Raw genomic sequence first — 13,052 nt, 5'->3', positions numbered from 1 at the left:
CTCTCTGATACTGGGCGTGGAGGAAAGCGTCAGACTAACAAAGCGAAAAGCAATGTTAGCAGCATCCAAAGAAGCGTCAAAAAAGAAAAAATAGCAGCTTAGCTGTTGTTTTGGAAGCTCGTTGCTTTAGCGGCGAGTAGTTCACAATTTGTTGGTGATTGTGCGGGTGTATTCGGTGACTGCCAATTAAATATCGAATATGATATTGAGAACGGCACGCATTTGCATTTGACGTGTTCTAGATAATATTTCGACAAAGAATCAGCAGCCATGGCAACCCTTATTGATCAAAACTTGTGGGTAGAACCCACAATCACAGTTTTAGATGGTGATGTCCAGACAACATTTCATATTCAAGATTGCTTCAACTTTCATGGCTACGATGCCGTAGGTGGTGTCGTCTTGGGCTTTCGTTTAATGCAGGCTGTTCAAAAGCACCTGAATCAGGATCAACCTTTGAAGCGCCATGATGTGTCGTTGTTTACCGCATTTCCAGGTTTGGGCGCACGCGATGTGTTTGAGCTAATCACCAGAATGTGTAGTGAAAACCGCTTCGAACTAGATATCGAATTTGAACATCCAAAAGCCACAAAAGGCGTTGCAGGTTCGTTCTATTACCGATTTAGATACGGTGGGAAAACGATCGAGCTAGCACCGATTGAAGGTGCTCCCAGTGATGATTTTATTAATACGGGTAAAGCCAGTAAAGATCCAAACGCCAGTGCCGAATTGTTAGCGCACTGGGTGGATGTGAAGCACGAGCTTGCCAATGCGTTGTTGCAAAGCCGGGCTGATGAGGTAATTCGCGTTTTATGAAACGGCGTGCCCAGGCGCTGATCACACCGGTTGCATTGCTGGTTTACTGGCAGGTAATCGCAAGCACAGGTTTGATTTCGACGTATCTGCTACCAACACCACTCATGGTGTGGCAGGCGTTTGTCGATTTATTGATGTCAGGCCTGTTGGGTCGCAATATTGCCACGTCGTTGGCAAGAGTGTTCGCGGGCTTTGGGATTAGTTGTGCATTGGCGTTTGTATTGGCGTTGTTAGTCAACGCGTCACGTGTGATTGAACAGCTTTTGTCAGCACCATTGGCCTTGTTGCGGATGATTCCGCCACTCGCCATGACGCCGTTATTGATTTTGTGGTTTGGCATTGGCAGTACAACGCAGATCACGATCATTGTGTTGGCGTCTATTTTTCCGGTGTTTCTGAACTGTAGAGATGGTTTACGCCGAGTCGAACCTGGCCATCAAGAGCTGGCAAGAACATTACACATGCCTTCTTGGCGTTATTTCATGATGGTGTTGTTACCGAGTGCCGTGCCTTCAATTGTGACAGGGGTTCGGGTCGGGTTTGGCTACAGCTGGCGAGCATTGATCGGGGCTGAATTGATTGCGGCTTCTGCCGGCTTGGGATACTTGATCATCGATGCGCAGGAAATGATGCGCACAGACGATGTGATGGTGGGCATTCTGACCATCGGCATTATTGGGTGGTTGCTTGATCAGTTGTTTTATCAGTTGGTGTGTAAGCGGTTGTCTCACCGCTTTCCGGAGGTTTGTCGCTAATGGCTGCATTGATTGACGTGCGTAAGCAGTTCGATGATCAGGTTGTGATTGATCGGGTGAGTCTGGACTTGAGTACTCATCCGGTGACCGCATTGGTTGGTGCTTCGGGTTGTGGAAAATCCACCCTGCTGCGGATTGCTGCGGGTTTGTTGCCGACCGATGAGGGTGAAGTGCAGGCATCACCGGATCGGATTGGCGTGGTGTTTCAGGATGCGCGTTTGTTGCCTTGGTTAACTGTTCGAGAGAACTTGTTGCTTGCATTGCCACCTAGACAACCTGGTCGTCAGCAAGCAGTGAAAGAAGCGCTTGAAGCCGTTCGATTAGCGGATGCGCAAGATAAGTTTCCGCGTCAATTATCAGGTGGCATGTCGCAACGCGTCGCAATTGCTCGGGCGTTGCTTAGAAAGCCTGAATTGCTCCTCATGGATGAACCTTTTGCTGCACTGGATGCGATGACGCGCGCTGAACTCCAAAGCATGCTGCGCACACTCGTGACAGAGCAATCGTTGAATTGCATGTTTGTGACCCATGATTTGAATGAAGCCGAATTGATAAGTGACCGATTGGTGGTTATGCATGGTGGTCGACTGATTGCCTGTTATGAAAAACACAATGGTTTTTACGAGGCCGATATGCAGGCCAATATCCGACAATTGTTGAATTTGAGGTGATTTAAATGAAAAAAACATTGCTATCTCTATTAATTGGCGCATCCGCCATGGCAGTTGGTGTCACGAGCGTGAGTGCTGAAACACTGGACATCAGCTACGTACGTTCCCCCTTTAATTTGCAGACCATCATCATGAAAGAAAACAACTTGCTTGAACAAGAGATGGCTAAACAGAATGTGGATGTGAAGTGGCATGAAATCACCTCGGGCTCTAAACAAGCCCAGGCGCTGGCCAGTGGCGACTTGGACATTGCCGGTGTGATGAACACCGCATCGGTGTTGATGGCCAATGGTGCCGGTAACCCTGTCAAGATCATTGCGGGTGTGTCACGCCCAACAGATACTTTTGCGATTGTTGGTAAAAAAGATGGCCCTAAAACTGTGGCTGATCTGAAAGGCAAGAAAGTGGCGGGGCCTAAAGGGACAGTTCTGCACCAGACATTGGTTGCCGCTTTGGCTAAAAATGGCATGAGCATGAACGATATTGAGTTCTTGCAAATGGATATTCCGCAGGCTTTTGCAGCGATGCAAACAGGGCAAGTGGATGCGGCATTGCTAGCAGCAGGTTTCATTATGAATGCTGAACGTGAGGGTGCCAACGTGGTGACCACTGCGCAAGGTCTGACTGTCCCTAAACTTGTGATGGCGACAAGTGAGAAAGTGGCTACGGACAAACCTGAGTGGGTTGAAGCTGTTGTACGTGCACACGATCAAGCCGCAGACTGGATTGCAGCTAATACCGATCAAGCGATTGAAATTGGCGCCAAGCGTCAAGGTATTAGCGTTGAAGATGCCCGTAAATTGTATGATTGGGCGCATTTCACACAGCGCATGAACCAAGGTGATATCGACAGCATGAAAGAAGATCAGACCTTTATGCTGGACAACGACCTGATGCGTAAGCCCGTGGAAGTCGAAGCGATTTTCTTGAAGGGTTCGTTAGAACAATAAATATGGGAAACAGGTACATGGTCGGTGCAGCTTGCTCACCGACCATGTCATCAGTTCGGATTGTGGCAGAAAGCCAGTGTTTCACAAGGAAAGATCTATGCAGGAATATGTTGTTCAGATTCAGGATCAGGATGGTGTCATTGAAATAACGCGCCAAGATTTACTGAACTATACGGGCTATGGCAATGTGATTGCAGCCGCACTCATGATTCGCGTTTGCCGTCATGCGTTCCAGTTACTCTCACCTGACGAACCTGTGAATCGCCGTGAGTTGTATTGGGCATTGGGCTTTTGTGGCCCAGGCATTTTGGATTGTGTCGAATTAGTGAGCCACGCTGTGCGTGAAGGACGATGTTTGCAAAAACCTATCCTGAACCATCCACATGCGCCTGCTTCACTAGGCGGACAGTTTGTCTTTGATGTCATGTATCGGGATCGTGCGGTTCGTTTGTGGCCAGCCAAAGATTTGTTTGATGATGAGTTCCGTCAACAAGTGTCGACTTGGCAGGAGCAAGATGGTAGTGACGCCCGTCAGGCTTTTCTAGATTACAAAGAACGTAAAGTTAAAGAGATTCTGTCGTATCCGGAAGAAAACTTGTTTACAGTCGAATGGTTGCAGAAATAAGCAAATTGATAGATAAAAGCGTGTGAATGGAGGATTGCTCACAAAAATTGTCAGCGGTCATCCATTTTTTACGTGCGCCCAGCATGGGCGCATTCCTGCGGGTGCAAGTCCCGCCGTGAGTTGGTCACAGCGAATGAAGTGAAGCGCAACTGCACGAGGGTGACCGAGTGTGGAAAGGAAGCGTGGAGCATAAATCGTGAGCCGATGAACAAGAACTGTATAGAAGGCGTTGCTAAGCAGGGCGAGTGGGCATGTAACCATGAAGCTCTTGTGATCAAGGCGAAGCAGCGTAGATACAGCGGTTGTGCGATGAAGGAATGCGTTCTTACCTGGGGAGATCTCACCTTAATCCTGAAAGGGTAACGGTATGACGCCGGAGTGAGAAGTCAGCAGAGGTCGTAGTAGCTGCAGGGACGAGGCCAAATAATCCGCCAACGAGCCCCAGCGAAGGACCGAACGAGAAGGAGTATGACCCGATATGGCGATGCAAATCGTACTGCCTCAGATGTTCACGCGAGTGGAGCGGGAAGGCGCAGTCAATGGTGAAGCCATTGGTGATCCTACCAGCGAGGAAACGAGGTGTCCGCGCCATGAAACGGCGCATACAGGGTCAGGGCTGCTGCAAGCAGTCCTGACGAGAGAGAATCTGTTAACGGCGATGAAGCGAGTTCGGGCAAATAAAGGTGCGGCCGGTGTGGATGGTTTGGATATAGACCAAACTGCCCAACACTTGGTCAAAGCTTGGCCTAGCATTCGGCAAGCGCTGTTAGCAGGGACGTACCGGCCCAGTCCGGTGCGACGGGTGCTGATTCCGAAGCCTGATGGTGGCCAACGTGAGTTGGGCATTCCGACGGTGACGGATCGACTGATCCAACAAGCCTTGTTGCAAGTTTTGCAACCCTTGCTTGATCCAACATTTAGCGACCATAGTTATGGCTTTCGACCCGGACGTCGTGCACAAGATGCGGTCCTAGCGGCTCAATCCTATGTGCAGTCCGGGCGACGTATCGTGGTGGACGTGGATTTAGAGAAGTTCTTTGACCGTGTCAATCATGACATTCTGATTGACCGTTTACAGAAGCGCGTCCCGGATGCGGGCATTATCCGACTGGTTCGTGCCTATCTGAACAGCGGCATCATGGATGGCGGTGTCGTGATGGAGCGACAGAAAGGGACTCCGCAAGGTGGACCTTTGTCGCCGCTGCTGGCGAACGTGTTGCTAGACGAGGTGGACAAGGAGCTTGAACGCCGAGGTCATTGCTTTGCACGCTATGCAGACGACTGCAACGTATACGTTCGCAGTCGCCGTGCGGGTGAACGAGTGATGAAATTATTGCGACGGTTATATGCTCGATTGCGACTGAAGGTCAATGAGACAAAAAGCGCAGTGACGAGTGTATTTGCTAATCGCAAATTCCTTGGGTTTAGTTTCTGGGATACCCCAAAAGGCGTGGTCAAATGCAAAGTGGCTGCTAAAGCACTGGAGACGTTTAAGCAGCGTATCCGGCAACTGACGCGACGCACGGGTGGGCGCAGTATGCAACAAGTTGTGGAACAACTACGTTCCTATTTGCTGGGATGGAAAGGTTACTTCCGACTGTCACAAACTCCGGGCGTCTGGCGAGAGCTAGACAAATGGATACGACATCGGCTTAGAGCTATACAACTCAGACAATGGCAGCGTGGTAAAACAATCTTCAGGGAGTTGCGCGCATTAGGCGTAAGCGCAATTGTTGCTCATCGAGTGGCGGCAAATAGCCGCCGCTGGTGGCACAATAGTCGCATGCTGCTCAATAGCGTACTAACTTTAGATTGGTTTGATGGATTAGGTCTGCCCCGGCTATCCTGACCTCAACTTCTCGAATCGCCCGGTGCGGACCCGCATGCCGGGTGGTGTGGGAGGGGTGCGCTCCATGAGGACTGTCCCCTATCCCGATATTTCGCTGTTAAGGTAGCGAAATGTGACGAAGTGTAACGACATCATAGAAAACGAATTAACAGAGATTGCCATGCGTTTAATTGAAGAGAAATTCAGAAAACTTGGAACTGACAATGCACCGGGACAAGAAGTACGCCAACAAATTACTCAAGGAGATTTGAAGTTAGTGGGAGACAACATTCCAGGGCGCGTGGTGGATTTTTCGCATGGCGACGTGGACGCGTTTACACCGATCCCCGGCTCGTTCGAAGCGTTTACCGAAGGTTATGAGGTCGGCGGTGCTCAAGCCTATACAGAATACCGGGGCAGTCTGGTGATTCGCGAAGACTTGGCGCAAAAACTCGCTACTTTTACAGGCTCACCGGTGCAGGGTGATGAAGATCTTATCATCACAACAGGTACTCAAGGCGCTTTGTTTCTTGCTGCAGCAAGTACGATCGCACGCGGCACAAAAGTAGTTGTTGTGCAGCCAGATTACTTTGCCAATCGTAAATTGGTCGAGTTTTTTGATGGAGAGATGATACCTGTTCCGATGGATTACCTGAATGTTAAAGGTAAAGCAGGACTTGATTTGAACGTACTGGAAGATGCATTCAAACAAGGTGCCGAAGTGTTCTTGTTCTCCAATCCGAACAACCCAGCGGGTGTTGTGTATTCGGAAGATGAAATTATTGAGATCGCACGCTTAGCTGAAAAATACTCTGTGACATTGATTGTCGATCAGTTGTATTCACGTCTACGGTATGACGGTGAGTCTTATACGCATATGTGCGCGCATTGGCATAAAGCAGGCTTAGATGGCAACAAAATCGTCACTATCATCGGGCCCTCTAAAACCGAATCGATGAGCGGATATCGTTTAGGTGTTGCATTTGGATCGCCTGAAATCATTGAACGCATGGAAAAACTACAGGCCATCGTTTCGTTACGTGCCGCTGGTTATAACCAAGCGGTTCTGAAGACGTGGTTTTCTGAGCCAGAAGGCTGGATGGAACAACGTATTAAGGCGCATCAAGCAATCAGAAATGATTTGATTGAAATTTTGAGCAATATTGAAGATGTTCGTGTGCGCACACCGCAAGCCGGTAGCTACCTGTTTCCTCAACTACCAAAACTGAATTCCTCAGGGCTAGACTTCGTACGAGCCCTGAGGCTTCAAGCGTGCGTCATTGTGACACCGGGGACGGAGTTCAGTCCGTACGCGGAATCTAGTATTCGGTTTAATTTTTCGCAGAATCACCAAGCTGCTGTAGATGCCGTACAGCGCGTAGCTAAGATGGTTGCACGCTATCGAATTTGATGCATATTTTGATGAGTGTGACGGTTAGTGGGTTTGCCTTGTGGGATGGATGCCTTGAGCCAAACGGTTTTCCCTGAGCTTAAGGTGTTTTTATCCTTTTTGTTCTAACCGCCCGGTGTTGATCTGCCATTCCCTTTGATGTTCCAGAATATGAACTGAAATGAGGAACTGTTTTTGCTCCGCACCCTGATTTTGTCTGGTACGTATCGTTGGATGTTCGATTGCTCGATGCTCAATAGAGACGCAGCATCGTCAGCGCATTGCCTAAGAAACCTGTTATCTCTAAAGTGGAGAGTGATTCGCGGAATTTCATCATACAATCTCGCGATCATGTTCAACTTTTAGGGTCGGTTTAGTTCTGGCTCGATTCAGGGATACACTGATCAGTTAACGTGATAGGACGCTTCATAAAACTATGTTCGGCATTGTCTTGTTCGTTGATTGTTTATTTCACATGTACTAGGCGGTCGGCCGTCAATATGCGACGGAACAATCTCAGTAAGTGTTAAGGTTCTGACGATGCGGGGTGATTCTTGGTTTTTGGTCACCACCCGATTGAGGCGACAGTGCGATCATAGGGTCTATGGAAGAAAGATACCTGTAGTGACAAAGTGTTTTTTGAAACCTATCAGTGAATTTCTAGGATAATCTCTTTTGGCTTCGTGGCAGAATCCGATTTCGATTGCCGACTAAAATGCATTGCACAACTATTAACAAACTATGAAAATTCTCGTAACAGGCTCCGCAGGTTTTATTGGCTCAACCCTAACAATGCGTCTGCTCGAGCGTGGCGATACCGTGATTGGTATCGACAACCATAACGATTACTATGATCCTGCGATTAAAGAGGCTCGATTAGCGCGCTTTGTTGATCATCCGAACTACACGCATCTGAGGATCGATCTGGCAGATCGCGAGGCGATTGCCGATTGTTTCGCAACCCATAAACCACAGAGAGTGGTCAATCTAGCAGCCCAGGCCGGTGTGCGTTATTCCATAGAAAACCCCCATGCTTACATTGACAGCAACATTGTGGGTTTTTTGCATATTCTGGAGGGTTGTCGTCACCATGGGGTGGAGCATCTAGCTTATGCCAGCAGTTCTAGCGTTTATGGTGCAAACACGGCAATGCCGTTTTCTGTTCACCAGAATGTTGATCATCCGTTGAGTTTGTACGCAGCAAGCAAAAAGGCCAATGAGCTTATGGCTCATACTTACAGTCAACTTTACGGTTTGCCTACAACCGGACTACGATTTTTTACGGTCTATGGACCGTGGGGTCGCCCGGATATGGCGCTTTTTAAGTTTACAAAGGCGATACTGGCTGACGAGCCGATTCAGGTGTTCAATTACGGCAAGCACAGACGTGACTTTACGTATATTGATGACATTGTCGAAGGTGTGATTCGAGTCACTGACAGACCTGCACCTAGCAACCCGGATTGGAATGGCGACAAACCAGATCCAGGCACGAGCAAAGCACCTTGGCGCGTCTACAATATTGGTAACAACAGTCCGGTAGATCTGATGGACTATATCGCAGCGATTGAAAAAGCTCTAGGTAAAAAGGCACAAATGGACATGTTGCCGTTGCAAGCGGGTGATGTACCAGACACCTATGCCGATGTGGAAGCACTCCATGATCAGTTCGACTTTAAACCGACCACCAGTGTTGAACAAGGTATTGCTAATTTTGTGACTTGGTATCGCGATTATTTCAAGGTTTAATGACGATGACCCGTATTTCAATGCTCACTGATGAAACTGTAGTCGCCGTTGTTGGCTTGGGTTATGTTGGCTTACCATTGGCAGTGGAGTTCGGTAAGCGCTATCACACCATTGGCTACGATCTGTCACAAGATAAAGTTGAGAGCTACAAGAAGTTCTGTGATCCTACCGGCGAAATCTCTACACAAGATCTCAAGGCTGCACACAAACTATCAGTTTCATCTGATCCTAAAGCCATCGAGCGAGCGGATGTTATTGTGGTGGCTGTGCCCACGCCCGTAGACTTGGCGCATACACCTGATCTGTCGCCTCTGATCAAATCTTCTGAAACCGTCGGTCGACATATGAAACGCGGTGCTATCGTGGTCTATGAGTCCACGGTCTATCCTGGTGTCACCGAAGATGTTTGTGTGCCAGTGCTTGAGAAGTTTTCAGGAATGAAGTGGCACCAGGATTTTAACGTCGGCTATTCTCCCGAACGAGTCAACCCTGGCGATCGCGAACGCACCATCACCAAGATCATCAAGGTTGTGGCTGGTGACAATGAGCACACCCTTAAGTTGGTCGGTGATTTGTATGCCTCGGTGATTGAGGCTGGCGTTTACCGCGCTACCTCGATCAAGGTCGCAGAAGCCGCCAAAGTTATTGAAAACACCCAGCGTGATCTAAATATCGCGTTGATGAACGAGCTCTCGATTATCTTTAACAAGATTGGTATCGACACACTTGAAGTATTGGAAGCAGCGGGTACGAAGTGGAATTTTTTGCCGTTTCGTCCCGGCCTTGTAGGCGGTCACTGCATCGGTGTCGATCCCTATTATCTTACCTACAAAGCTGAGATGTTGGGCTATCACCCGCAGGTAATTCCTGCTGGTCGACGCATTAATGATGGCATGGGTGCTTATGTGGCCCAGCAAACCGTCAAGCAGCTTATTCAAACCGGTAGTTGCGTTAAGGGTGCCCATGTGACGGTGCTGGGGCTTACGTTCAAAGAGAATTGTCCGGATCTTCGCAACTCCAAAGTTGCAGACGTGGTTAAAGAACTCGAATCTTATGGCTGCGTGGTTAGTGTGCATGATCCCATTGCTGAAAATCAGGAAGCTAAGCGTGAGTACGACATTACCTTGACTACTTGGGATGATCTACCAGAAGCCGATGCTTTGGTGGCCGCTGTCTCGCATGCTGAGTACATAGAGAAGCCTTTGCCCGAAATTCTGAATAAGCTCAGACCTTCAGGTGTGTTTATAGACGTGAAATCTGCCTACGCTGCTGAAGATATTCTTGCCGCAGGCTTTGCGTTGTGGCGTCTGTGATTAAGAGTCACGGTCAGACTGAATTAAGGGCGATTTTCGTGATATCCCCTTTCGGATTTTTTGTACAATTTGCCATGCATCCCCTTATGCCGCATCAGACTCGTGGGCGTACCGCTTGTGAATCTTTGTAATCAACATCAGCTACGGTGCCGCCTATGAACATGTTACGACGTTATGGGCAGCAACTTAAAGTTTGTCGTGCGGTAAGCTTCTGGGGGGTGCTGCTCGCTGGAGCAGCAGCACTTGCCGAAGGCGTTGCTCTAGCTGCATTGATACCACTGTTAGACCTGATGTCTGGGCGCTCGCAACCTGGTGTGGAACGAGTGTGGGCGGCTATTGGTTGGAAGCCCGAAGGTCAAACCTTGTTGGTGACCTGCCTGCTGATTTTTTTGATATTAGCCACCGTGGCCGCAACCACTCGTGCACTGTCTGAGGTTCTCAGCTTGGATGTGAAAACACGGGTTGAGACTTCGATGCGTGAGCGTATGACCGATGCCCTCTTAGCAATGGACTGGACTGCATTCGTCAAACTACGCCAAGGCGATATTTCAAAAGCGATGGTGCTTGAAGGAATGCAGGTTGGTACGGGTGCCATGTACATCGTGTCTGCCCTTGGAGCAGGTGTGGCGGCTGCGTGTTACCTAGCGATCTCTTTTACCGTATCGTTGGATCTGACACTGATTGCTTTGGGTTTCGGGGCGGTGGGGGGTGCGATCTACATACTGGCTTCACGTGGAGTACGTCATTACGCAGATAGGCTGTCACAACTAGTGGGTGATATAGGGGATCGGTCAACGGAACTTTTTGGTAATCTTAAGTACTTTCGGGCCACTGGACAGGAATTAGAATTACGGCAGCGCGCGGTTGATTTGTTTGGTACCTATGGCAGGCTATATCTTAAGAGTCAACTGTTTGCACCTGTTCTGCGTGGTGGAATTGAAGTTTTAGCGGCATTTTTTATCGCAGGATTCTTATTCTTTCATTTGGGTCTGCGCGAAGGTTCAATCACCCAGATTTTGATATTTCTGGCGATTTTTTATCGCATGGTACCTAGACTACTGAACGCACAAAGCTTTCTGTTTCAGGCTCGCACCTACTTAACTTGGCTTGACACATATGATGAGCGGCTGAAGACAGCACATGGTGCCGCTAAAGTAATTGGAGGCACTGAAAAACCCTTGTTCGAGCACTCAATTCGTCTACGTGATGTCAGTGTGACTTTTTCTGAGAAATCAGAACCTGTACTCAAAGGTATTAACCTTGAATTGCACAAAGGCCAGAGCATTGCATTCGTGGGACCATCCGGTGGCGGTAAAACCACGCTTACCGATATGTTGACAGGCTTAATTCAACCCTCTGAAGGAGCAGTCGAGATTGATGGGCAGGACTTGCGTACACTTAATCAGACAGCATGGCGAGAAAAAATCGGTCTCGTGATGCAGGAGCCTCTTATGTTGCATGCGTCGATTGCAACGAACGTGGCGATGAGTGAAGATATAGATCGTGCCCGAGTTGAAAACGCCTTGCGTGCTGCAGACGCTTGGGAATTTGTAAAGCAGCTGCCAGATGGCATTGATACGCTTACGGCTGAACGAGGAGCTCGTTTATCAGGAGGGCAGCGCCAGCGCATCGCCATTGCCCGTGCTTTATACCGCCAACCCGATTTGCTGATTTTAGATGAGGCGACGAGTGCGTTGGATAGTTACGCTGAAGAGCGTGTTCAGACTGTGGTAGAACGGATGCGCCATCACATGACAACGGTAATTGTGGCGCACAGGTTAAAGACCGTGCGCAATGCGGATCTTATTTGCGTCGTTGCAAACGGTCATATATGTGAATCTGGTGGCTGGGAAGATCTCATGGAACGCAAAGGGATTTTATATGAAATGGCATTGCGTCAGAGTATGGATGGCAGTAGGAATGTATAGTCGCCGACGTAAAAGCATCTATGAGGTAGTGAAGAGACGGAGTGGCTGTCGTGTGTGGAGTGCTGTCATTTGAAGCTAAATATACCAACCTCTGCCCAATTTTCTGAAAAAGGGAAATACCCGCTCGTTAGCATTGGCGTGCCGGTGCGTAATGGTGGAGAATCCCTAGCAGAATCGTTACAGTTGTTGGTGAGTCAGACTTACCCAAATATCGAAATTATCATCAGCGACAATGCTTCTGAGGACGCAACTGCAGAAATCATCCGTAGCTTTGCTAATGCTAATCCCTATATTCGGGTTTATCACCAAAAACAGACGTTGTCTGCGATTCAGAATTTTCGTTTCGTTTTTGACCAGAGCCGAGGTCAGTACTTCATGTGGGCTTCCGACGATGATCGTCGTGATTGCAATTATGTTGAGCTTCTTGTGCAGGCATTAGAGTCAAATTCGAGTGCTTGTCTGGCGTTTGGGCAGACGTACTTGTTCACTAATCATGAGAATTGGCGCACCAACAATACACTCTATGCGTTTGATTACACCTTTAGTAGCACTTTGTCTTTATATGCTAGGGCGTTAATGTTTGGACGTCGTGATCTGTTTTTTAATATTTACGGTCTTATAAGGACCCAGGCGCTAAAGAAATATGATTGGGGCACAACTGAAGACTATATGCCAGATTTGCCGATAATGGTTTTTTTGGCTATGAATGGAGAATTTCTGCAGGCTAACCACTGTCCGTTCTATTACTACTACGAAGAAAAGTCTTCGCAAGAGCGGTCGTTGGATAACTCTCTGCGCAAGATTAAACCTTGTCCGGAAATTCGAGTGTCTTGGTCTGCTGCCACAACTGCTGTGCAGGCTATGAAGCCTGTATTTAAGACTCCTAAAAGTGTGTTTCTCTTTTTGCAAATCTATGCAAGTCGTTTCTGGCGGCGTATAAAACCGAAGATTTTTGAGTTGTCACCTGACTTTGTTGTAACTGTTTATCGAAAACTATTTAAAAAATAACCATCCATTTTGATGAATG

General features: G+C 48.3%; 11 protein-coding genes. All 11 read left to right on the top strand.

The features are described 5' to 3' along the window. Nucleotides 1-270: 270 nt before the first annotated feature. On the top strand, nt 271-816 hold the full coding sequence (locus tag ACOI06_RS12515; protein ID WP_420662928.1) for a hypothetical protein: 546 nt from the start codon (nt 271-273) through the stop codon (nt 814-816). Next, complete coding sequence (locus tag ACOI06_RS12510; protein WP_420662927.1) at nt 813-1,571, top strand: ABC transporter permease; 759 nt, start codon at nt 813-815, stop codon at nt 1,569-1,571. Before ACOI06_RS12515 ends, ACOI06_RS12510 begins: the two co-directional genes overlap by 4 nt. Further along, the gene (locus ACOI06_RS12505; protein ID WP_420662926.1) at nt 1,571-2,242 is read left to right on the top strand and encodes an ABC transporter ATP-binding protein; all 672 of its coding nucleotides are present in this window, start codon (nt 1,571-1,573) and stop codon (nt 2,240-2,242) included. The genes ACOI06_RS12510 and ACOI06_RS12505 overlap by 1 nt, the downstream gene beginning before the upstream one ends. A 5-nt stretch (nt 2,243-2,247) precedes the next feature. Further along, the gene (locus ACOI06_RS12500; protein ID WP_420662925.1) at nt 2,248-3,192 is read left to right on the top strand and encodes an ABC transporter substrate-binding protein; all 945 of its coding nucleotides are present in this window, start codon (nt 2,248-2,250) and stop codon (nt 3,190-3,192) included. Between the two features lie 97 nt (nt 3,193-3,289). After that, nucleotides 3,290-3,817: a hypothetical protein gene (locus ACOI06_RS12495; RefSeq protein WP_420662924.1), complete on the top strand. Its 528-nt coding sequence runs from the start codon at nt 3,290-3,292 to the stop codon at nt 3,815-3,817. 478 nt (nt 3,818-4,295) lie between these two features. Continuing rightward, entirely contained in the window at nt 4,296-5,666 is a 1,371-nt protein-coding gene (gene ltrA, locus ACOI06_RS12490) for a group II intron reverse transcriptase/maturase (protein ID WP_420662923.1), read from the top strand. A 112-nt stretch (nt 5,667-5,778) separates the two neighbouring features. Further along, the gene (locus tag ACOI06_RS12485; RefSeq protein ID WP_420662922.1) at nt 5,779-7,056 is read left to right on the top strand and encodes a pyridoxal phosphate-dependent aminotransferase; all 1,278 of its coding nucleotides are present in this window, start codon (nt 5,779-5,781) and stop codon (nt 7,054-7,056) included. A gap of 720 nt (nt 7,057-7,776) precedes the next feature. After that, entirely contained in the window at nt 7,777-8,784 is a 1,008-nt protein-coding gene (locus tag ACOI06_RS12480) for an NAD-dependent epimerase (protein ID WP_420662921.1), read from the top strand. A 5-nt stretch (nt 8,785-8,789) separates the two neighbouring features. Then, on the top strand, nt 8,790-10,097 hold the full coding sequence (locus tag ACOI06_RS12475; protein ID WP_420662920.1) for a nucleotide sugar dehydrogenase: 1,308 nt from the start codon (nt 8,790-8,792) through the stop codon (nt 10,095-10,097). Between the two features lie 155 nt (nt 10,098-10,252). Continuing rightward, nucleotides 10,253-12,025, top strand: a complete 1,773-nt coding sequence (locus ACOI06_RS12470; protein ID WP_420662919.1) for an ABC transporter ATP-binding protein — start codon at nt 10,253-10,255, stop codon at nt 12,023-12,025. Nucleotides 12,026-12,094: 69 nt separating this feature from the next. Further along, a complete protein-coding gene (locus tag ACOI06_RS12465) occupies nt 12,095-13,033 on the top strand; it encodes a glycosyltransferase family 2 protein (RefSeq protein WP_420662918.1) in 939 nt (312 codons plus the stop codon). Nucleotides 13,034-13,052 lie beyond the last annotated feature (19 nt).

Source organism: Orrella sp. 11846, assembly GCF_048820935.1.
GTDB lineage: Bacteria > Pseudomonadota > Gammaproteobacteria > Burkholderiales > Burkholderiaceae_B > Algicoccus.
This window is presented reverse-complemented; position numbering and strand designations above follow the sequence as displayed.